18 protein-coding genes, 2 tRNA genes, 2 rRNA genes and 1 pseudogene are annotated in these 22,616 nt (G+C 40.3%); 5 read left to right on the top strand and 18 right to left on the bottom strand.

The genetic code is table 11. The annotated features are described in order from the left end of the window. Complete coding sequence (locus MKZ05_RS03165; RefSeq protein WP_339161345.1) at positions 1-468, top strand: hypothetical protein; 468 nt, start codon at positions 1-3, stop codon at positions 466-468. A gap of 45 nt (positions 469-513) precedes the next feature. Here MKZ05_RS03165 and MKZ05_RS03160 read toward each other — a convergent pair whose 3' ends face one another. The 5 genes and pseudogenes from MKZ05_RS03160 to groES all read right to left on the bottom strand — a co-directional run bounded on the left by MKZ05_RS03160 (position 514) and on the right by groES (position 8,885). Then, entirely contained in the window at positions 514-930 is a 417-nt protein-coding gene (locus MKZ05_RS03160; protein ID WP_284907741.1) for a hypothetical protein, read from the bottom strand. A gap of 156 nt (positions 931-1,086) precedes the next feature. Next, a pseudogene (locus tag MKZ05_RS03155) lies at positions 1,087-1,212 on the bottom strand (MarR family transcriptional regulator); the annotation flags it as partial. A 627-nt stretch (positions 1,213-1,839) separates the two neighbouring features. Continuing rightward, positions 1,840-5,739, bottom strand: coding sequence for a hypothetical protein (locus MKZ05_RS03150; protein WP_339161342.1), 3,900 nt, complete (start codon positions 5,737-5,739; stop codon positions 1,840-1,842). Positions 5,740-6,910: 1,171 nt separating this feature from the next. After that, a complete protein-coding gene (groL, locus tag MKZ05_RS03145; RefSeq protein ID WP_003213977.1) occupies positions 6,911-8,545 on the bottom strand; it encodes a chaperonin GroEL in 1,635 nt (544 codons plus the stop codon). Between the two features lie 55 nt (positions 8,546-8,600). Then, positions 8,601-8,885, bottom strand: a complete 285-nt coding sequence (groES, locus tag MKZ05_RS03140) for a co-chaperone GroES (protein WP_003214120.1) — start codon at positions 8,883-8,885, stop codon at positions 8,601-8,603. 230 nt (positions 8,886-9,115) lie between these two features. On the opposite strand from groES, the gene MKZ05_RS03135 reads away from it, so the two are divergent. The 3 genes from MKZ05_RS03135 to MKZ05_RS03125 are packed head-to-tail and all read left to right on the top strand — an operon-like array spanning position 9,116 to position 10,724. After that, complete coding sequence (locus tag MKZ05_RS03135; protein ID WP_226804708.1) at positions 9,116-9,850, top strand: CPBP family intramembrane glutamic endopeptidase; 735 nt, start codon at positions 9,116-9,118, stop codon at positions 9,848-9,850. Continuing rightward, on the top strand, positions 9,847-10,041 hold the full coding sequence (locus MKZ05_RS03130) for a YdiK family protein (protein ID WP_003213897.1): 195 nt from the start codon (positions 9,847-9,849) through the stop codon (positions 10,039-10,041). The genes MKZ05_RS03135 and MKZ05_RS03130 overlap by 4 nt, the downstream gene beginning before the upstream one ends. 56 nt (positions 10,042-10,097) lie before the next feature. Next, positions 10,098-10,724: an NUDIX domain-containing protein gene (locus MKZ05_RS03125; RefSeq protein WP_339161340.1), complete on the top strand. Its 627-nt coding sequence runs from the start codon at positions 10,098-10,100 to the stop codon at positions 10,722-10,724. Between the two features lie 39 nt (positions 10,725-10,763). Here MKZ05_RS03125 and tatC read toward each other — a convergent pair whose 3' ends face one another. From tatC to moaC, 4 genes are read right to left on the bottom strand one after another with little or no spacing between them, the layout of a single operon-like run. Beyond that, complete coding sequence (gene tatC / locus MKZ05_RS03120) at positions 10,764-11,522, bottom strand: twin-arginine translocase subunit TatC (protein ID WP_095117754.1); 759 nt, start codon at positions 11,520-11,522, stop codon at positions 10,764-10,766. 6 nt (positions 11,523-11,528) lie between these two features. Then, entirely contained in the window at positions 11,529-11,708 is a 180-nt protein-coding gene (locus MKZ05_RS03115; RefSeq protein WP_003214302.1) for a twin-arginine translocase TatA/TatE family subunit, read from the bottom strand. 27 nt (positions 11,709-11,735) lie between these two features. After that, complete coding sequence (locus MKZ05_RS03110; protein WP_003214118.1) at positions 11,736-12,389, bottom strand: redox-sensing transcriptional repressor Rex; 654 nt, start codon at positions 12,387-12,389, stop codon at positions 11,736-11,738. A gap of 15 nt (positions 12,390-12,404) precedes the next feature. After that, on the bottom strand, positions 12,405-12,896 hold the full coding sequence (moaC, locus tag MKZ05_RS03105; RefSeq protein ID WP_339161337.1) for a cyclic pyranopterin monophosphate synthase MoaC: 492 nt from the start codon (positions 12,894-12,896) through the stop codon (positions 12,405-12,407). Between the two features lie 139 nt (positions 12,897-13,035). Here moaC and MKZ05_RS03100 point away from each other — a divergent pair, with 139 nt between their 5' ends. Then, positions 13,036-14,958 (top strand): ABC-F family ATP-binding cassette domain-containing protein, encoded by a 1,923-nt coding sequence (locus tag MKZ05_RS03100; RefSeq protein ID WP_339161335.1) that lies wholly within the window; start codon positions 13,036-13,038, stop codon positions 14,956-14,958. A gap of 271 nt (positions 14,959-15,229) precedes the next feature. Here the strand turns inward: MKZ05_RS03100 and tsaD are convergent, their stop codons facing one another. From tsaD to MKZ05_RS03055, 9 genes are all read right to left on the bottom strand, one after another. Continuing rightward, positions 15,230-16,258: a tRNA (adenosine(37)-N6)-threonylcarbamoyltransferase complex transferase subunit TsaD gene (gene tsaD / locus MKZ05_RS03095; RefSeq protein ID WP_339161333.1), complete on the bottom strand. Its 1,029-nt coding sequence runs from the start codon at positions 16,256-16,258 to the stop codon at positions 15,230-15,232. Further along, entirely contained in the window at positions 16,251-16,679 is a 429-nt protein-coding gene (rimI, locus tag MKZ05_RS03090; RefSeq protein ID WP_003214231.1) for a ribosomal protein S18-alanine N-acetyltransferase, read from the bottom strand. The genes tsaD and rimI overlap by 8 nt, the downstream gene beginning before the upstream one ends. Before the next feature lie 25 nt (positions 16,680-16,704). Next, positions 16,705-17,394 (bottom strand): tRNA (adenosine(37)-N6)-threonylcarbamoyltransferase complex dimerization subunit type 1 TsaB, encoded by a 690-nt coding sequence (gene tsaB / locus MKZ05_RS03085; protein ID WP_327839965.1) that lies wholly within the window; start codon positions 17,392-17,394, stop codon positions 16,705-16,707. Next, on the bottom strand, positions 17,375-17,851 hold the full coding sequence (gene tsaE, locus MKZ05_RS03080) for a tRNA (adenosine(37)-N6)-threonylcarbamoyltransferase complex ATPase subunit type 1 TsaE (protein WP_003214433.1): 477 nt from the start codon (positions 17,849-17,851) through the stop codon (positions 17,375-17,377). The genes tsaB and tsaE overlap by 20 nt, the downstream gene beginning before the upstream one ends. A 13-nt stretch (positions 17,852-17,864) precedes the next feature. After that, on the bottom strand, positions 17,865-18,842 hold the full coding sequence (gene thiL, locus MKZ05_RS03075) for a thiamine-phosphate kinase (protein ID WP_226804704.1): 978 nt from the start codon (positions 18,840-18,842) through the stop codon (positions 17,865-17,867). A gap of 276 nt (positions 18,843-19,118) precedes the next feature. Next, positions 19,119-19,195 (bottom strand) — tRNA-Asp (locus MKZ05_RS03070). A gap of 48 nt (positions 19,196-19,243) precedes the next feature. Further along, positions 19,244-19,320 (bottom strand) — tRNA-Met (locus tag MKZ05_RS03065). A gap of 18 nt (positions 19,321-19,338) precedes the next feature. Further along, positions 19,339-19,454: ribosomal RNA gene (gene rrf, locus MKZ05_RS03060) — 5S ribosomal RNA — on the bottom strand. Positions 19,455-19,515: 61 nt separating this feature from the next. After that, positions 19,516-22,446: ribosomal RNA gene (locus tag MKZ05_RS03055) — 23S ribosomal RNA — on the bottom strand. Positions 22,447-22,616: the final 170 nt, after the last annotated feature.

Genomic DNA, 22,616 nt, shown 5'->3' with positions numbered 1-22,616 from the left:
GTGAAAAAAAGTCTACTTGTTTTCATGAGCCTAGTTGCAAGTCTCTTCATGCTAGCAGCTTGCTCAAATACAACAAACGAACAAAAAATAGAAACGAAGGCACTTCCAACGATCAATGAACGCATTCAAAAAGAAACGAAAGAAGTCATGGAACAGTCTAAACTCATACAAGACACAGCGATTACCGTTGATCAAAAGAAAAAAGTCATTTCATTAAACGTGACGGCTTCCTCTGATACCAATAGTGATTACGCTGAAGTCATCGGTTTAAACTTTGCCAAGACACTGGCCATTGGAGCTTCAACTGAAAAAGAAAACAACCTGCACAAACCCGAAAATGACAGTCTTGGTGCTCTCTATTCCTTTTACGACCTAAACATCACCGTGAAACAAGAAAACGGTAAGGTGCTGGCAAAGGGAACGAAAAAAACAAATGAAACAAAGATTATTTGGGAAAGAGCCCAGTAATTTAGAAAGGCTTGTAGAGGATCGCTCTACAAGCTTTTTTCAAGTTTATACAGACAAATCGTCTCTCATCGCATCGACCAGTGTGTGAATATCTGAGTGAGCCCACGATGCTAATCGTACCAACAGATCATCTATACACTCATACAAATGATGTTCCCTCAAAATATACTCCTTATAAAATGGAATGACAAAGAAATAGAGCAAATCAGCCAATTCAAGTGCAACGTTATCGTCATCCTCATCTTCTAACGCCTGTCCAACACTTTGAATCAACCAATGCAAATCTGCTTTCTTTTCAATCGGAACATACATCAATTGATGAATATTATCCGTATCGTTCGTTTGTAAAATCCGCTCAGCCGCTTCCTTTGACAGCGCCCCAATTTCTGTAGAAGAAATATTCACAACCGCTAATTCATCCTCTGATCTCACTTGATTCATTTGCAGCAAGTTTTGGTCCATCTCGACTCACTCCCCATTCTCAGATACTTTTATTATAAGGAATTGATCTGATTTTTTATGGAATAAGTGGATTTTTTTATGTAATTTTAAAGAAAATGTGACATTATAAGTCAAGATATCTTATATCTCTTAAAACAAAAAAGCACTCTTGATCATAAGAGTGCCAGGTTCCTCACAAATACGCACAAGATACAAATACTGACCCTTCGTTAAATAGTACACTTTAAATTCAATATTACTAATCGAATCAAACGCGCAAGCAATAACACTGATATCCAGCAAAAATCTCTTTCATTTATCACGCTGCTTCGCTCCAAAAAATCCAAACAGGCTAGTGAAACGTTGATAGACTCCAAGTAGTTAAGCTCATATGAACACCGCTTTTCTATTCTATTATGATTAGAGGTAACTCTTTCAAAAATAACTGTATCTTATTTTAACGAATGAAAAATGGTGAAGGTTTCGATTTCATTGTGTCACCAATTATAAGAATACAAAATCGTTGTATCTCAATACGTTATTAATTTTTAAAAAAGACAAAACAAAAACTCCTTTGTTTCAAGGAGTTTTCGGGTGTTTACATCATTTCAACCACAAGTCAACTGCTTTGTAACATATTAAAATGTTAGTTTTTATAAATTCATTAACCTGAGTCATTAAAGGTCTTTTTAAGAGTATAATGTAACATCTTTTACTTTAATTAATAGAGTAATTCAGGATTTTATTTACCTTGTGTTACCAAAAATCAATAAAAGCAAAAGTATTACAAACATGAAACTAAAATTAGTAGGTGTGAGTCGAGTTGGAAACCGAACCAGACCTGTAATATATTAAACTCTTTCTACCTGTAACCCCAACATTAAATTTAACTATCACATTAAAGCGAACTTCTCACTACAAGTTTCATTATTAATAATTCCAACCCTCTAACTCATAGTCATCCTCTAGCTTGTCTTCCTCTTTCCGGGCTTCCTCCAAAAGTTCTTGCCTTCTTTTGTTAATAAGATTTACTATCATATTGTATTCTTCCTTATTAGGGTGAGAGTATTTTTTATAAAAAAACTCCACAAATCTATCTGTTATTTTTGTTAATGGTGTCATAGCCTCATAAATACTTTTTATAAAAGTTGTTAAATTCTCTAAAATAGGTTCCTCTAATTGTTTACTTCTAATAAATGTATTTAATATATTGTATATTAAATAGTCACTCTTCAAATTTGGAAATATTTTATTAAAAAATATATTTTCACCGAAAATTTCATATAAATGGTTCCGATCATTTAATATAACTGCATTCTCCACAATTATTGATAAATATTCCTCATCTTTTTTTCCCGGACATAATTCAAAAAAGATTTCCCAAAGTCCGATTACATTAACACCTACTATTTTCCTTGACCACATTAAGAGCAATTCAAAAATTTCATCATAAAGATTACTATTTCCACATACCACCTTCCATATTTTCGTAGCATACCCTTTATTTTTATTTGGATATTCTTTTCGCGAATACTGCTCAATAAAGTTCCTTAAAGCAATTATATAACCTAGATGTTCAGTTTTATTTTCAATTAGCAATGTTATTAATATATCCGACCATGGTGTATCTATTTCATGGTGAGTCCCAATCCACCATAATGGTTGCGGATATCCTAGATATATATTTAAACACTTTAATAATAGTTGATCATCCATATTTGAAATAATTAGTTGTGGATCTTTATTAAGAATATCTTCACCAGAAATAACTTTCTGAATTTCTGTTGGAACATATCTTCTAGTCAAAGAAATTGCTTTTAACCACTCTTTATCGACCCTTTTATCATTTTCAAATAACCTTATTATAATTTCTTTTTCTGTGTCACTTAACAAATCCCAATTATTTATATAATCCGAGAGAGTAATTGCAATAAAGTTAGTATCTTTGCAACTTAACAGTTTTTCAGAAATGTGTTCGCGTGCTTTATGATTATCCCTAGAATTTTCAAGCAATGGCCTAGCAACACCTAGAGCTGATCCAGACAATAATTTATTGTTCTCAATTTTTTTTTCTATCCACACTAACCATGCATCAATTATTGGTATAAATTTCGGAGTCTCCAGTATTTTCGAAGCTTGTATAATAGTATTATACAGATGTGAATCATTTAAATATAACGAGTTCGAAATACTTCTAAAAAAAACTGCGAACAATTTAGCCCAAAGATTCCAAACATCCACTCTTTCAGAATCACTTAACTCTTGTTGATGTATCGAATCGAAACCATATTCATCTCCAAAGTCAATCATAAAGTGAATACTTACTATCGAAACTGATGAATCATTAAATAATTCTTCTAATTTATTGGTAAGAAACAATTTAGACTGTTCATCAAAATTTTTCCAACCAATAAATATTCCTCTCACACCTTGATATAGTACTGATGGATGAGGATCATTTAGCACAATTTCTCTAATCCCCTGATAATATCCAATATTCTCCATTAATATCCTTGCTATATTAGCTCTAATAAATGATTCATTAGATTTAAAAACCTTAATTAGAAGATGGGCATCTTCGCTTATATTATCTGTAAAATTTTCAATACTTTTCACAAAATTCCATATATCCCTAACGCTTATATTATATAAACTTTCACCAGTTACTTTTTCCCTAATTCTATTATATTCCCCTATTGGCACAGGCATCTTTTGTATAAAAAAGTCTTTCATATCAAATAAGTTATAGTGTGTCTTTTCTAAAATCCATGGTTGTCCCATATTCCACTTTATATTATCTTCTGGAGAGAAATTCGTTTGTAAATAATTATGGACCTTTTTTTGCGTTTCAGGGTTCAGACTCTCAAAAATTTTGAGTAAGAAAATTAGAGCTTCATCTCTTACAGCTGGAAATATTGATCTTAAACATCTTTCAGCATATTTATCAAGGCTCTTTGGTATTTCCCTTCTACAATTCTCATACAAATAATCAAATTTATTAATAAAATTTATAGCAATACGATCATCAAGGCACGATAGCCCTTTTTTAATTATTTCCAGTAATCTTTTTTCCTGTGACCGCTCTTTTGTCCTACTTAATGTAAACTGTGCTGCATATTGAAAGGTAGGGTGACTAAACACATAATTTTCATCTTGGTTTTTTATATACCCTTTAGTTTCTAAATAATATAAAGAGTTATAGTATACATCCTCTAAAGGAAGCTCACTAGAATAAACAGGAAAGTCAATACTGTCATTATCAAATTCAATCTCTGAAAATTCAGCAGAATCTTCCCACCCAGAACTAGGATATTCCTCCACATCACCTAAAATATAGGATAATTCTCTAATGTTAATTGAATCAAGAGTTGTAGCCCCTAGACCTAACACATATATAATCAACTTATAATTCTCTGGGAGACTATTAAAATAATTCCCTATTTTTTGGGCATCAATCGTTGCTATTCTTATAATTTCATCGTCTGTGTAATTATGTTCATCAATTCCCTGTAATGATAGGTACCTTATCTGACCAGGCTGTAAAAGATGGGCTTTATCTTGATTTTTAATTATACCTCGTATCCTTTCAAATAAATCCTCTGACAACCCGTTATAATCAAGGTACCCTTTCCAAACCTTTAGAAGAAATTCTTTATCACTAACAGTCAGGTCAATCCACTCTCCGCCTTCTAAAGAGCAATCTTCCAACCTTTCTGCCCCATTAAATTCCTTTATCATTTCTATCTTCGATGTAATTATAAGCAACCTATTACTATTAATTTTAGTTATCAAATCTGCGAGTTGACTCCAAATTTCAGATGCTTCTTCTTTTAACTTCATGTGGCCTAGAGGATCCTCAACTATACAAAGTCTTTCTTCTGAAGATTCCTCTAATAAAAACCTTTTAGCATCATTTACATCTGACACTTCTTTATAGTGATACCCATATTGTTGATACTTCTTCGCAATTTGTCTTGCCATATGGGTCTTACCGCAAAATGATATTCCTGTTAACAGTAGATAATTATTCTCTTTTATTTTACCTAAGAGGGGATTCTCTAAACCTCTTTCAATATTTACTTCCCCAGTTGAAATTACATTAATCTTATTAGTCTGTATAATTTCTATGACCTCCGGCACTACATCACCACGATGACTTCTAGCCTTTCTAACAGCCTCTAGAACTTTTAATAAAACATCCTCACATTTCACAATTGGGATATTAAATTTTTGTTTTAAGATCTTGTAAATTTCCTCAATTATATTATTCTCATCAATGTTTTCTTGTATAATTGTTTTTCTTAAAAGAGAAGTAAGAAGGGGACGGTTACTATTAAATTTCTCTTTTTGTAATTCACTGTATTCCCTTCGCTCTTTTTGTAATTTTGTAGAGCCAGTAAAAAGCGTGGAAATATGTCCTAGATAGTTACTTAATTCGCCCCTTTTAAAAATGGCATCATTATGAGCGACAAATTGTTTTGAAATAAAATATTTTGTTTCATCTGTACATCTTCCTTTCGTTATAAACAAGGCATATCTATTTTCATCATTCTCTATTCTGGAGATAAGGTTATTATTACTACTGTTATCAGCGAAATGATGCAACCAACTTACTAACTTCTTTAAACTTAAGTCGTCAGCAGTACTTTTCACTTGACTTTCAATTATGTAACTTTTATTCTCTCTTTCGAAAGATATTTCGAAATCTTCCCCATCTTCTTTTTCGACTATTACTTTAAGTTTTTTTTCTTCTAAGTTAGAAATAACCATGTATGCGGTTATAAGGTACTGGAATTCATAACCTTTTGGTCCAGATATCTCTACTGACATTCTTGTCACCTCACATTAAGAATTCATTACGAATCTTTTAGTGCCGGTCCGATAATTCCCTATAACGTATTATCGAATCTTATAAATTCCAATATGTTCATCCCTCACAAAATGACCTATATTATTACATATTGGCTTACTTACCAACTATCATTTCCTTCTAAGTTTTATGGAAAGACCCTTTATTTAGAAGCCCCTTCATACAGATTTTTACTGATTTAGCCTTACAATTTCCTTAGCATTATCTCTGTTTCTCCATTAGCAACATAATTTGTCGATGATAAGAGGTTAACAATTCCTTGAGTTCCACTGAGTAATGTAAACTATCAAAGTTATCTTGAAGACCTTAAATGCTAAATCTCCACATCCACCTAAAAAATTAATTCTGTAGCAGTCATATTAGATGGGACAGTGTTTAACTTTTTCCTAATAATGTTCCTGTCGTTTTTATTTTTTCATGTCCTGCTTTATTCTGTACTTGTTTCTGAAATTAGTCTAACCCTGCTTAAGCCATATATAAACTTCACTCATATCTGTTTTATATAAGTATACTATGTAATAGCCCTTTGTAGCTGTTGTAACAATAGGTTATATATTTACACCTAGGGAATTCGAGTCCATTTCCATTAACTAACTGAACTTACTATGAGAGTACCGCTCTTCATTCAATTCTGCCTCTCTAGCAATTATATCGCACATGGTTTTAAATACTTCAAATTTAGTAGCTTGCTAATTATCAAGAATAACTTTAGGACCTTCGAATACCAAACTCACCCTCTCTATAAAATATTTCTTTATCTACCTTTATCAATGGACGATTAAGCATTGTAACTGTTGATACCTCAAAATAATCGGCTACTTTCACTAGAAATTTACTAACTATCTTTTGGTCTCTGCCCCATTTTGAAAGAGAAGTGAATTAAAATTAAATCGCCAGCTAATTTAGTCAACTCCTTTCATTATCTAAACATTCTAATAACTGAACCTAAGTATCTCTTGAACTTATTTGTATTTACATTTAACAAAATGATAAAAAGAGGCTTCCCAAAAGTTCAATGAACTTATGGAAAACCTCTAATTTAGACCCTTATTAAAAAAGTTACTATTTCATTACTTTCAGAGTAAATAAAGCTCTACAAACCCCACTTTTAATGGGATTCAGGGAGCATGATTACATCATGCCACCCATACCGCCCATGCCGCCCATATCTGGCATTCCGCCGCCTGAGCCGCCTTCTTCTGGTTTGTCAGCAACGACTGCTTCAGTTGTTAGAAGCATTGCTGCAACAGAAGCTGCGTTTTGAAGTGCAGAGCGAGTTACTTTTGTTGGGTCAACGATTCCTTTTTCGATCATGTTTACCCATTCGTTTGTTGCTGCGTTGAAGCCTACGCCAATTTCTTCGTTTTTCAAGCGCTCAACGATGACTGATCCTTCAAGACCTGCGTTGTGAGCGATTTGGCGGATTGGCTCTTCAAGAGAACGTAGAACGATGTTTACACCTGTTTGAACGTCACCATCAGCTTCGATTGAAGCGACTTTTTTGTATACATTCACAAGTGCTGTACCACCACCGGATACGATACCTTCTTCAACTGCTGCACGAGTTGAGTTGAGTGCATCCTCGATGCGTAGTTTACGCTCTTTTAGTTCTGTTTCAGTTGCAGCACCAACTTTGATGACAGCGACGCCACCAGCTAGTTTTGCAAGACGTTCTTGTAATTTTTCTTTATCGAATTCAGAAGTTGTTTCTTCTACTTGTGCACGGATTTGGTTCACACGTGCTGAGATTTGAGCAGAATCTCCTGAACCTTCTACGATGGTTGTGTTTTCTTTTGTCACAACGACTTTAGAAGCGCGGCCAAGCTGACCGATTTCAGTTGATTTCAGGTCAAGTCCTAGATCTTCTGTGATTAACTCTCCGCCAGTTAGAACAGAGATGTCTTCAAGCATTGCTTTACGACGATCACCGAATCCAGGTGCTTTTACTGCCACTGCGTTGAATGTTCCACGAAGTTTGTTCACAACAAGTGTTGCAAGTGCTTCGCCTTCTACATCTTCAGCAATGAGCAATAATGGTTTTCCTTGTTGTACAACTTGCTCAAGTACAGGAAGGATTTCTTGAATGTTTGTGATTTTTTTATCAGTGATTAAGATGTAAGGATTTTCAAGAACTGCTTCCATCTTATCAGAATCTGTCACCATGTATGGTGATGCATATCCGCGGTCAAACTGCATTCCTTCAACCACTTCAAGCTCAGTTGTGAACCCTTTAGATTCTTCGATTGTGATCACGCCGTCGTTACCTACACGCTCCATTGCTTCAGCGATTAGGCTTCCCACTTCTTCATCTGCTGCAGAAATAGACGCAACTTGAGCAATTGATTCTTTGCCTTCGATTGGTTTAGAAATCTCGTGCAAGCCTTCAAGTGCTACTTTCACTGCTTCTTCGATCCCTTTACGAACGCCAACAGGGTTTGCACCAGCTGTTACGTTTTTAAGACCTTCACGGATCATCGCTTGAGCTAGAACTGTTGCAGTCGTTGTACCGTCACCAGCTACGTCGTTTGTTTTGCTTGCAACTTCAGCCACAAGTTTTGCACCCATGTTTTCAAATGCATCTTCTAATTCGATTTCTTTTGCGATCGTTACACCATCATTTGTGATAAGTGGAGAACCGAATTTTTTCTCAAGAACCACGTTACGTCCTTTAGGTCCTAAAGTTACTTTTACAGCATCTGCAAGTGCATCTACACCACGTAGCATCGCGCGACGTGCTTCTTCACTGAACTTAATATCTTTTGCCATAATAACGAAACCTCCTCAGTCTTTTTAAAAATGTATCTCAATGTTTTTTATGTGATTAACCAATAACAGCTAAAATGTCGCTCTCACGAAGAATTAAATATTCTTTGCCTTCATATTTCACTTCAGTGCCTGCATATTTTGAGAAGATAATGCGGTCGCCTGTGTTTACTTCTAACGCAACGCGCTCACCACTTTCAAGTACACGACCTGAACCTGCTGCAACAATTTTACCTTCTTGCGGTTTTTCTTTTGCAGAATCCGGTAACACAATACCGCTAGCGGTTTTTTCCTCAGATTCAACGAGTTCAATGATTACGCGATCGCCTAATGGCTTTAACATAAGAAACAACCTCCTCAATTTTTATATGTAGTCTTTTTTTAGCACTCATCACCAGTGAGTGCTAACACATTTATTATAATAAAGAATGTCTTCTGCAATTTCAAGTAAAAACCTTTAAAAATTTTTACGCTTTCATGATCTTTTTTCATCTCAGATTCTTTCCTTTTCATCGAAAAAGAAGACTTGTGTTACAATAAATCTAGTTCTTTTAGTAAAGGGGTTTTCGTTACTTGAAAAAACAATATTGGTACATCATCTTAACGTATATATTGGTGCAGTTTTCTGCGTTTCCGTATGTATTCATCATGAAGTGGTTAGGTTACATTCAGACACCGATGACACAAGCAGAGCTCTCTAAATTGTCAGGTACATGGACAATTATCAGCTTCTGTGTCGGATTAATCATTATTCTGCTCATTCTTCGGACTGTGCCAAAAGCTTCACTTCGAAATGAGGCACCGGCTTCAGTCGGCGCGGCAATCGCTTGGATCATTGGTGGTTTCTTTCTTTCCCTCTTTGCACAATCGATTGCAGGAGCGATTGAACAATATGCATTTGGCATTGGCCGTGAATCCGAAAATACTCAAAACATTTTAGCCATAATGGATGCAGTTCCATGGCTTGTGATCGTCATCGCCCTGATTGGACCGATATTAGAGGAAATCATTTTTCGAAAAATCATCTTTGGTGTGGTTTATGAAAAAACGAATTTTTTCATTGGAGCACTTGTCAGTTCAGTGGTTTTCGCTGCTGTACACAATGATTTTCCCCATATCTTGCTCTATACCGCAATGGGCTTTACCTTTGCCTTTTTATATGCGAAAACAAAACGAATCATTGTTCCAATCGGTGCTCATATGCTGATGAACTCACTCGTTATTCTTGTGCAGATTGAGCCAGTAAGAAAAATGATTGAAGAACAATCTCAAACAATGCAAATGATTATTGGAGGCTTTTTCTCATGAGAAACCCTGTTGTATGGGGCATCATTTATTTTGCCGTAGGTGTGGCTTTCACCTATATGGCCATTCAAAATCCAGGTGACATGTGGTCATTTTACAGCATTTTGCTGATGGTGTTTGCAGCCTATAATATTAATATCGCGCTTAAAATGTTTGCCTTCTCTGTCAAACTCAAAAAACAGCAGCAAAAATAAGTCAAAAACCATTTTCCGCACTTGGAAAATGGTTTTTTTATGGAGGACAAGTTTTCATGGAACAAGAAAAACTGAACATCTTAAATGAGCAGCATGAAACGATTGGAGTCGCTGCCCGATCAGATATCCATGCCCAAGGCCTTTGGCATGAAACCTTTCATTTTTGGCTTCTCAAAAAGGAACATGACACCATCTATCTCTATTTTCAGCTAAGAAGTCCCACAAAAAAGGATTTCCCTTCTCTTTTTGATATCACCGCAGCAGGTCATCTTCTTGCAAATGAACAGCCTTCTGACGGTGTGAGAGAGGTAGAAGAAGAGCTTGGTCTTACTGTCCCTTTTGAAGATCTAGCCTTTGCAGGTGTTATACAGGAGGAAATCCATCTACCCAGTTTTACTGATCGTGAATGTTGCCATGTCTATCTTTACGTCCATCAAGAAGAGCAGATGAACATTCAATTACAAAAGGAAGAAGTCGCTGGACTTTACAGAGCAAAGCTAATGGATGCACAGCAGCTTTTCACAAGAAAATGTGAAAACATGCAGCTTGATGGCTTTGAAGTTGATGAATTCGGAGAACGACGTGAGAAAAGCAGAGTAGTCTGTATACAAGATTTTGTCCCGCATGAGCCTTCCTATTATCAGCATCTATTTCAAGCGATCAATCAATTCCTTTCACAATAGAAAAAGCATCGTGACCCTTATTCGGATCACGATGCTTTTTTATGTGACATCATAACTTTCTTTCTCCTCTGTTTGCTGCATTTTGCGATAGGTCACTCTCGAAATGACGATACTCACTTCGTATAAAACGAGCATCGGCAAGGTGACCATGAGGTGAGAAACAAGCTCTGGTGGTGTAATGAGTGCGGCAATGACAAGGAGGACAAAATAGGCATACTTCCGTATTTTTGATAAAAACATCGGTGTGATGATGCCAAGTCTTGTGAGAAACATCAACACAACGGGCATCTGAAACAAAAAGCCAAATGGAAGTGTTAACTGCATCAGAAATGTAAAATACTCATGAATCCCAATGACTTGCTCTACATTTAAATCATTCGACATTCGCATCATAAAATCAACGACAAACGGAAACAAAATAAAATAAGAGAAAGCCACACCGCTCAAAAATAAAAGCAGTGCAATCGGAATATAAGCAAGTGTCACCTTTCTTTCTTTTTCATATAAGCCGGGGCTCACAAACGCCCAAAGCTGATATAAAATCACGGGACACGTCAAAACCAAAGCGATGACAAATGCGAACTGCATAAACACGTACAGCGGATCTGTGAGCTTAAATGCATTCAGTGTCAGTGTGGCCGCTTCATCGGTATTTTGTAAATACACAATGACCGGCTTAGCAAGAAAAAAACCAGCCACCATAAAGGCGACAAAAAACATCGCAATGATCACTAAACGTTTTCGCAGTTCCACAATATGCTCCATAAGCGGCATATCTTTGACATTCATGAAGCTCATCCTATTCTACTGATCTTCTTTTTTCTTTTTTTCTTCCTGATCATCAGCTAAACCTTTTGTGGCATTTTTGAATTCACGTAATGTATCTCCTGCTGCTCTTCCTAATTCAGGAAGCTTTTTCGGCCCAAAAATAATGAGCGCAACAATCGCAATCAGAACCAAACTTCCAGGACCGATCGGACCCATTTGCTCCACCCCCTTTACCCCTTTTCGTCAATCCTCCTGTGTAACAGAGTAATGCTTTAAGAAATACACAAGTGACTGAAGTTCAACCGCCAAATCTATATGATGAATTCGAATGTGTTCCGGCACATTCAATCGAGCCGGCGTAAAATTAAGGATTCCTTTGATGCCAAGGGCAATCAAACGATCTGTAATGGGTTGAGCTGCTACAGCAGGTACTGTCAAAATGGCAACAGGAATATCTCCTACCTCTTGAACATGCTCTTCAAGCTTATCCAAATCATAGACAGGCACGCCGCCTATCTCACTTCCTATTTTACTCTCATTGACGTCAAAAGCCATTGAAATTTTTGTATTATTGTTTTTGATGAAATTATAGTGTAAAAAAGCAGTCCCTAAATTCCCGACACCGATGAGCATGACATTGGTCATTTCATCTTGGTCAAGTGTCTTTCTGAAGAAGGTCAAAAGGTAATCGACATTATAGCCATAGCCCTTCTTCCCAAGTGCACCAAAGTACGAAAAATCTCGGCGAATGGTAGCAGAATCCACTTTGACTGCATCACTAAGCTCTGCTGATGACACCCTTTGTTTTCCTGATGCATGCAGATTTTTTAAAAAACGGTAATATAGCGGCAAACGTTTGGCTGTCGCTTGTGGAATTTTTGACTGATCTATATTCATATAAGGTCCTCCAACTTAAATATCAGATGCTCTGTGAAAATCACCGTTTTTCCCGCCTGTCTTTTCAATTAAATAGGTAGGACCGATGATCATGCCTTTATCAATCGCTTTGCACATGTCGTAAACAGTCAGTGCACATACTGAAGCAGAAGTGAGCGCTTCCATCTCCACACCCGTACTTCCTTTTGTTTTCACTTGTACTTGTATGTTCAGAATGTGCGCATTTCCGTCTTCCTCCCAATCAAAGGAGATATCCACACCTTTTAGTGCAAGCGGATGACACATTGGAATGATGGTAAATGTTTGCTTTGCTGCCATAATGCCAGCAACCTGTGCAACAGACAGCACATCGCCTTTTCCAATTTCACGTTGCTCTATTTTATGAAACACTTCTTTTATCATACGAACACTTGAAGCAGCAACGGCGGTTCTCACGGTAGACGATTTGTCACTAATGTCGACCATCTTTGCTCTTCCCTGTTCGTTAAAGTGGCTAAATTGACTCATCTTTTCAACGCTCCCTCACTCAAATGATACACTATTTTTTCCTATCTGTCTTTCATTTGAATATGGCGATTGTATGTAACATTTGCTGGTTTACTGCTGATAAGCTACACTTAACATATTATAGCAGAGGTGAAGTTACATGATGATTCTACAAGTGAATCAGCTGTCCAAATCGTTTGGTGCTGATACCGTTTTAACGAATATAAAATTGGAAGTCAAAGCAAGGGATCGGATTGCCATTGTAGGTCGTAACGGCGCAGGCAAATCCACCCTTTTGAAAATCATTGCCGGTCAATTGTCTTACGAGCAAGGTGAGATCATCAAACCGAAAGACCTATCGATCGGCTATTTAGCACAGCATACCGATGTGACGTCTACACGTACGTTAAAAGACGAATTATTATCGGTTTTTGATCATTTGAAAAAGATGGAACAAGAGATGAGAACCATCGAGGAGAAAATGGCTTCCTCTACAGGTTCTGAGCTAGATTCCCTCATGAAAACCTATGACAGGCTACAGCAGGAATTTAAAGACCAAGGCGGCTATCAATACGAAGCAGACGTCCGCTCCATTCTTCATGGGCTCGGCTTTAGTCACTTTGAAGATGGGACAACCGTTCAATCCTTAAGCGGCGGCCAGAAAACCCGTCTAGCGCTTGGAAAGCTCTTATTAATGAAACCAGAACTCTTAATTCTGGACGAGCCGACCAACCATTTAGATATTGATACCTTATCATGGCTGGAGCAGTATTTGCAAAATTATACAGGCGCCATTCTGATCGTGTCCCATGACCGCTACTTCTTAGACAAAGTGGTGAACCATGTTTATGAAGTCTCAAGAACTGCCATGAAAAAGTTTGCAGGCAACTATAGTAAGTATCTTGATCTGAAAGCTGAGCAGCTAGAGCGCGATATGAAGCTTTACGAAAAGCAGCAAGAAGAAATCTCAAAGCTTCAGAATTTCGTAGATCGCAACCTAGCAAGAGCCTCAACCACAAAGCGCGCTCAGAGCAGACGCAAGCAGCTGGAACGGATGGATCGTATAGATAAGCCATTAGGTGATGAAAAATCTGCAAACTTTCATTTTGATATTACGAGACAAAGCGGCAATGATGTGCTGAAGGTACATGATCTCGACATTCGTTATGATGAAAAAACACCGCTCCTATCCTCTCTTTCTTTTCAGATCAAACGAGAGGATAGCGTGGCACTCATTGGTCCTAATGGGATCGGGAAATCAACCCTTTTAAAAACGTTAACGAACACAATAAAGCCTGTAAAAGGCGACATCACCTTTGGATCTCATGTCACAATCGGCTACTATGACCAAGAACAAGCCAAACTGACATCCTCTAAAAAAGTGCTGAATGAGCTTTGGGATGACTATCCTCATATGAATGAAAAAGAAATTCGGACATGTTTAGGGAACTTCCTCTTTTCCGGTGACGACGTCTTAAAGCCCGTTCATGCATTAAGCGGTGGAGAAAAAGCGCGCCTTGCCCTGGCAAAGCTGATGCTCCAAAAAGCCAATTTCCTGATACTTGATGAGCCTACGAATCATTTAGACTTAGATAGTAAGGAAATTTTAGAAAATGCACTGATTGATTACCCAGGAACCATCTTATTTGTGTCTCACGACCGTTATTTTATCAACCGTCTGGCAACGAAAGTATTCGAACTGTCGCCTACAGAAACAAAAGAGTATCTCGGTGATTATGACTACTACCTTGAAAAGAAAAATGAACAATTAGAGCTTGAAGCGATTCAAGAAAATGAGGCGCTGAAAAAACAAGCAGCCAAGCCAGTTGAAACGGCAAAGCTTTCGTATGCGGAAGAAAAAGAACTGAAAAAGAAAGAAAGACAAAAGCAGCGCAGAATCGAGGAAATTGAAGAACGGATTGCTGTCATTGAAGCGAAGCTTGGTGAAAATGAAGAGCTTCTATGTGATCCTGCTATTTTTCAAGATCACGAGAAGGTCCAAAACATTCAAACAGAAAACGATACACTTCATCAAGAGCTGGAATCCCTTTTCGCAGAGTGGGAAGAGCTATCCGAATCGTAAAGAGTGCCCTAATGGGTGCTCTTTTTTCTTTTAGTGAAAATTTCTTATCCACATTAATATCCACAATAACTTCTTTATTATTCTTTTAAAAATCGGACTTATCCACTTTATCCACAGAGATTTAATCACATATCCACATAAAAGAACGTATTTGTGCACATCCACTTCATTTTAAAACGAAATTTTCTAACAATTGTGGATATATCATGTTTACTTGTGAATAAATCGCTTTCATTAAAAATGAAAAAAACCTGTGTATCCACAGGAGTTTTCATTCATATGAGACAAGCGGTAAGCCCGGCTGGCCATTCATCGCCATATCGCCTCTTATACCTTTTTCAAACGCAATGGTTCCAGCAGCAGCGATCATGGCTGCATTGTCTGTACAAAGAGATAATGGTGGAATAATGACCTTCACGTCAGGAAGCTTCGTGAATGCTGTCGTTAAAGCTTCTCTCAGTCCTTTATTGGCAGCGACTCCACCAGCTAGGACAACCTGCTTGACGCCATAGGCCTCAGCCGCTTTTAATGTTTTCCCAACAAGCACCTCAATGACACTTGCTTGAAAACTTGCTGCCAAATTCTCTGGAGCAATTGTTTCTCCCTTTTGAGATGCATTGTGTAGTGTGTTAATAACAGCTGATTTTAATCCACTAAAGCTAAAGTGATAAGAACCTTCTTCAAGCCATGCACGTGGAAGCTTAATCGTTGGCTCTCCTTCATGTGCTAACCGATCAATATGAGGTCCGCCTGGATACGGGAGACCCATCGTCCGGGCCACTTTATCGTATGCTTCTCCAGCCGCATCATCTAATGTTTCTCCGATAACCTCAAAAGACCCGTGCTCTTTCATTAGTACAAGCTCAGTATGTCCACCAGAGACAACAAGAGCCAAACATGGAAACTGCAATTCATCTACAAGTTGATTTGCATAAATATGCCCCGCAATATGATGTACACCAACAAGAGGAATTTGATGAGCAAAGCTCAGTGCCTTGGCTGCATTGACACCGATCAGAAGAGCACCGACTAAGCCCGGTCCTTCTGTGACAGCAATGGCATCTAAATCCCGAAAGCTCATATTGGCCTGTGCCATCACTTCTTCTAACACGATGGTGACTTGCTCCACGTGATGCCTTGAAGCAATTTCTGGGACAACTCCGCCAAATCGTTTATGGCTTTCTATTTGCGATGCGACAACATTCGCTACAATTTCTTTCCCATTTTTCACAATAGATGCAGCTGTTTCATCACAGCTTGTCTCTATACCTAATATAAATCGATCTGTTTGTTTACTCATTTATATTCACCCACATGACCAATGCATCTTCCCCATTATCCGTATAATAATTCTTTCGAATAGAAGCTGGTCTGAAACCAAGCTTTTCATAAAGGGATTGTGCAGGTGTATTTGACACCCGCACCTCTAAAGAAAGATGATCTGTCTTTTTTTCTTTACAAAATTCCATGACATATCGCAGCAACGCTTCCCCGTAACCCTTTCCTCTATGCTCAGGGAGAATCGCAATGTTCGTAATTTGTGCATCGTCCATGACGATCCAGACCCCGCAATAGCCAACAGGCTGCTCATCTTCTTCAATGAGGAAATAATGGCTGTACTGGTTATGGAGAATCTCATAGACAAATGATTCTTTTTTCCAAGGCGCAGTAAACGAATGCACTTCAATCGTATATACCTCTGGAATGTCCGCTACCGTCATTTTTCGAATCTCGGTTATGTTGAGATTATTTTTGTCCTTCAAGCCATTTCACTTCCGCTTCTGCCAAACGAATATAGTTAGGAACAAGCTGATGGACATCTTCAGCAGGACGATCTGCCCCTAAAAACGCAAGCATTGAAGGTCTTGGGTTATGAAAAGCTCCCTCCGCTATCACAGCCGTTTCTCCTAAAATGGAGCCAATGCTTTCTTCATGAAGATGCACATCCTGTCCAAGGAATAGGACAGGCTTTCCTGTCTGCTTCAGCTCATGAAGCCAATCCGTGAGCAAGATATTTTGGTCTGGTTTGATCTCTTTGATTTTTCCTTCTTCAAACGTATATAGCCCAGTATATACTTGTCCTCTTCTCGCATCGAATAGTGGCGAGATCCATCCATCAAAGTATTGACCATTTGCCGCAAGTGTTTCTAAACTCGAAACAGCTGATATCGGGATAGACAGCGTCCATGCGAGTGTTTTGGCAATGGTCACACCAATTCGGACCCCAGTGTAGGAACCAGGTCCTTTTGCTACAACAATTTTACTTAGTTCACTTGGGGCTACACCACATTCTTTCATCAATGCCTCAACAGTCGGCATCGCTCGGACGGAATGGTTCTTTTTTAAATACGTAATGCTCTCGCCAATCACTGTGGAATCTTTGACAAGGGCAATTCCTAGTGTATGGTTTGACGTATCAATTGCCAGTATGGTCAAATTCTTTCATCTCCTTACAAAGGGTCTCATAGCGTTCCCCTTTTGCACTAAACGTAAGATGACGTTCTTCTTCACGTTCTGTTCTTAGCATTTCTATTTTCAAGTAGGAGGAAGGCAATTGAGGTCCAATGAGATGTGCCCACTCAACCAAGCATACACCTTCGCCCTCAAAATATTCTTCGAGCCCGATATCTTCTTCCGCATCTTCCATGCGGTACACATCCATATGATAAAGTGGCAGTCTGCCATCGGTATATTCTTTAATAATCGTAAAGGTAGGGCTGTTGACGATTCGGGTAATCCCTAAGCCTCCTGCAAAACCTTTTGAAAAAGTCGTTTTGCCTGCGCCTAAATCTCCTTCTAATGTCAAAACATCGCCTGGCATCACAAGTTTGGCCAATGCAGCGGCAATTCGTTTCGTCTCATCCGCACCTTTTGTCGTCCACGTTAATTTCACAGTTGATGTCACCTCATTTCTTAAAATGATTATATCCTTTTTTCATTAACATTGTTTGCTGTTCATTGTCTTTTAATAGAACGCTTGCTGCTTGATCACCTTTGACTTGTCCAATGCGTTTGACTTGAATGTCTTTTTTTCTACATTGCATTTCAAAGCTATCCCAATCAGCCTCTGAAATTGTACCAGTTAATACAAAGTCTTCCCCGCCAAATAACACCCATTCCAGCCAGTCTTTACGCAGCACTGGTAAATTTGGATGTACAGGGAGCTTGTTTGCTTCTATCTCTATCGTCACACGACTCGCTTCAGCTATCTCATTCAGCTCACTCGCTAATCCATCACTCACATCATTCAAGGTGACCCGCGGGAAGCTTGAGCAAATGAGGCCAGCAGCAATGTGGGGCTGAGGCTTTTTATGACGCTCAAGAAAAAAGGCTGTGTCGACTGCCTTGGGAGGGGCTACTTCGTTCATTAAAAGTGATAAGCCAGCAGCTGATGAACCAAGCTCACCTGTGACAAAGACGACGTCTCCTGTCTGAGCACTGTGACGATAACAAGCTTTCCCCTTTGGTACCTCTCCAATGACCGTCACTGTAATGACAAAGTCACTGCGAGTGGCAACCGTATCTCCACCAATCAAATCCATATGATAAGTATCAGCCAATGCTCTCATTCCCTCGTAAAGAGCTGAAACGATCGTCTCATCACCATGAGGCGGGATCGCAATTGATACAAGATAATACTTTGGAGTCCCTCCCATTGCGGCGATATCACTGACATTGACCGCTAGTGCTTTAAAGCCAATCTCAAAAGGTGTGGAAAAATCAAAGCGAAAATGAACATGCTCCACCATTGTATCAACACAAACGACCTCTTCACAATGTGAATGAGGTTGATAAACACTTGCATCATCTCCGATACCCATAACCAAAGAACGCTGATGTGTTTCTTTTGGTGTAATTCGGCGAATAAGATCAAATTCATCCATAAAAAGCAGCCCCTTCATGCAATCAGTTGATTGAGTAGACACGATGTCAGACATAATTAGTATTAGTGTAAGCCAATATGAGTTTCAGTTTCAATTAAAAATGATATAAAGAAAGCCTGGTATGAAAAAACCAGGCTGGGTTGAAGTGATCTATCTTTTCTTTTTACATAACGTGTAGCCAAACAAAAAGCCATTCAATGTATATTGGATACGTATGAAAAGAAAAAGACATAAAAAAAAACGAAACTATACGTTTTCGTTTACAAGTCATAAAAATGGCGGTCCGGACGGGACTCGAACCCGCGACCTCCTGCGTGACAGGCAGGCATTCTAACCAACTGAACTACCGGACCATTTTGGTTGCACTCACTGAGCACTACCCATTGGCATATAAAATAATTTGGTTGCGGGGGCAGGATTTGAACCTGCGACCTTCGGGTTATGAGCCCGACGAGCTACCGAACTGCTCCACCCCGCGACGATATAAATATAACAAGCTTGGCGGCGTCCTACTCTCACAGGGGGAGACCCCCAACTACCATCGGCGCTGAAGAGCTTAACTTCCGTGTTCGGTATGGGAACGGGTGTGACCTCTTCGCTATCGCCACCAAACCTGATGGAGAGAATGTTCTCTCAAAACTAGATAACAATGTTCAAGCTTCACATTAGAATATAGGTTAAGTCCTCGATCTATTAGTATCTGTCAGCTCCACGTGTCACCACGCTTCCACCTCAGACCTATCAACCTGATCATCTTTCAGGGATCTTACTTCCTTGCGGAATGGGAAATCTCATCTTGAGGGGGGCTTCATGCTTAGATGCTTTCAGCACTTATCCCGTCCGCACATAGCTACCCAGCGATGCCCTTGGCAGAACAACTGGTACACCAGCGGTGCGTCCATCCCGGTCCTCTCGTACTAAGGACAGCTCCTCTCAAATTTCCTGCGCCCGCGACGGATAGGGACCGAACTGTCTCACGACGTTCTGAACCCAGCTCGCGTACCGCTTTAATGGGCGAACAGCCCAACCCTTGGGACCGACTACAGCCCCAGGATGCGATGAGCCGACATCGAGGTGCCAAACCTCCCCGTCGATGTGGACTCTTGGGGGAGATAAGCCTGTTATCCCCGGGGTAGCTTTTATCCGTTGAGCGATGGCCCTTCCATGCGGAACCACCGGATCACTAAGCCCGACTTTCGTCCCTGCTCGACTTGTAGGTCTCGCAGTCAAGCTCCCTTGTGCCTTTACACTCTGCGAATGATTTCCAACCATTCTGAGGGAACCTTTGGGCGCCTCCGTTACATTTTAGGAGGCGACCGCCCCAGTCAAACTGCCCACCTGACACTGTCTCCCTGCCCGATAAGGGCAGCGGGTTAGAAGGTCAATACAGCCAGGGTAGTATCCCACCGATGCCTCCACCGAAGCTAGCGCTCCGGTTTCCAAGGCTCCTACCTATCCTGTACAAGCTGTACCAACATTCAATATCAGGCTGCAGTAAAGCTCCACGGGGTCTTTCCGTCCTGTCGCGGGTAACCTGCATCTTCACAGGTACTATAATTTCACCGAGTCTCTCGTTGAGACAGTGCCCAGATCGTTGCGCCTTTCGTGCGGGTCGGAACTTACCCGACAAGGAATTTCGCTACCTTAGGACCGTTATAGTTACGGCCGCCGTTTACTGGGGCTTCAATTCGCACCTTCGCTTACGCTAAGCGCTCCTCTTAACCTTCCAGCACCGGGCAGGCGTCAGCCCCTATACTTCGCCTTACGGCTTCGCAGAGACCTGTGTTTTTGCTAAACAGTCGCCTGGGCCTATTCACTGCGGCTTCTCGGGGCTTTAACACCCTAAGAAGCACCCCTTCTCCCGAAGTTACGGGGTCATTTTGCCGAGTTCCTTAACGAGAGTTCTCTCGATCACCTTAGGATTCTCTCCTCGCCTACCTGTGTCGGTTTGCGGTACGGGCACCTCTCACCTCGCTAGAGGCTTTTCTTGGCAGTGTGGAATCAGGAACTTCGCTACTAAATTTCGCTCGCCATCACAGCTCAGCCTTTACGGGAAACGGATTTGCCTATTTCCCAGCCTAACTGCTTGGACGCGGATATCCAATACCGCGCTTACCCTATCCTCCTGCGTCCCCCCATTGCTCAAATGGTGAGGAGGTGGTACAGGAATATCAACCTGTTGTCCATCGCCTACGCCTTTCGGCCTCGGCTTAGGTCCCGACTAACCCTGAGCGGACGAGCCTTCCTCAGGAAACCTTAGGCATTCGGTGGACGGGATTCTCACCCGTCTTTCGCTACTCATACCGGCATTCTCACTTCTAAGCGCTCCACCAGTCCTTCCGGTCTGACTTCACAGCACTTAGAACGCTCTCCTACCACTGTTCGTAAGAACAGTCCGCAGCTTCGGTGATACGTTTAGCCCCGGTACATTTTCGGCGCAGAGTCACTCGACCAGTGAGCTATTACGCACTCTTTAAATGGTGGCTGCTTCTAAGCCAACATCCTGGTTGTCTAAGCAACTCCACATCCTTTTCCACTTAACGTATACTTTGGGACCTTAGCTGGCGGTCTGGGCTGTTTCCCTTTCGACTACGGATCTTATCACTCGCAGTCTGACTCCCAAGGATAAGTCATCGGCATTCGGAGTTTGACTGAATTCGGTAACCCGGTAGGGGCCCCTAGTCCAATCAGTGCTCTACCTCCGAGACTCTTACCTTGAGGCTAGCCCTAAAGCTATTTCGGAGAGAACCAGCTATCTCCAGGTTCGATTGGCATTTCACCCCTACCCACACCTCATCCCCGCACTTTTCAACGTGCGTGGGTTCGGGCCTCCATTCAGTGTTACCTGAACTTCACCCTGGACATGGGTAGATCACCTGGTTTCGGGTCTACGACCACGTACTCATGCGCCCTATTCAGACTCGCTTTCGCTGCGGCTCCGCATCTTCTGCTTAACCTTGCACGGGATCGTAACTCGCCGGTTCATTCTACAAAAGGCACGCCATCACCCTTTAACGGGCTCTGACTACTTGTAGGCACACGGTTTCAGGATCTATTTCACTCCCCTTCCGGGGTGCTTTTCACCTTTCCCTCACGGTACTGGTTCACTATCGGTCACTAGGGAGTATTTAGCCTTGGGAGATGGTCCTCCCGGATTCCGACGGAATTTCACGTGTTCCGCCGTACTCAGGATCCACTCTGGAGAGAACAACATTTCAGTTACAGGGCTGTTACCTTCTTTGGCGGGCCTTTCCAGACCTCTTCGCTTATATCGTTCCTTTGTAACTCCGTATAGAGTGTCCTACAACCCCAAGAGGCAAGCCTCTTGGTTTGGGCTGTTCCCGTTTCGCTCGCCGCTACTCAGGGAATCGCATTTGCTTTCTCTTCCTCCGGGTACTTAGATGTTTCAGTTCCCCGGGTATGCCTTCTCATACTCTATGTATTCAAGTATGGATACTACTCCATTACGAGCAGTGGGTTTCCCCATTCGGAAATCTCCGGATCAAAGCTTGCTTACAGCTCCCCGAAGCATATCGGTGTTCGTCCCGTCCTTCATCGGCTCCTAGTGCCAAGGCATCCACCGTGCGCCCTTTCTAACTTAACCATTTCTTACTTTAGAAAGAATCACTATGTGTGATGAACTTTGCATTGCATTCAATGTGAATGTATTACTTATTGTTATCTAGTTTTCAAAGAACAATCCTGTCTCGCTAGAGACATGTCTTGAAGGAATGATCCTTCAAAACTAAACAAGACGAAAACGCACGCTGCTCC

The organism is Bacillus sp. FSL M8-0277 (assembly GCF_037975305.1).
GTDB lineage: Bacteria > Bacillota > Bacilli > Bacillales > Bacillaceae > Bacillus > Bacillus pumilus.
The sequence above is the reverse complement of the archived record's forward strand: the minus strand, read 5'-3'. Positions and strand labels throughout refer to the sequence as shown.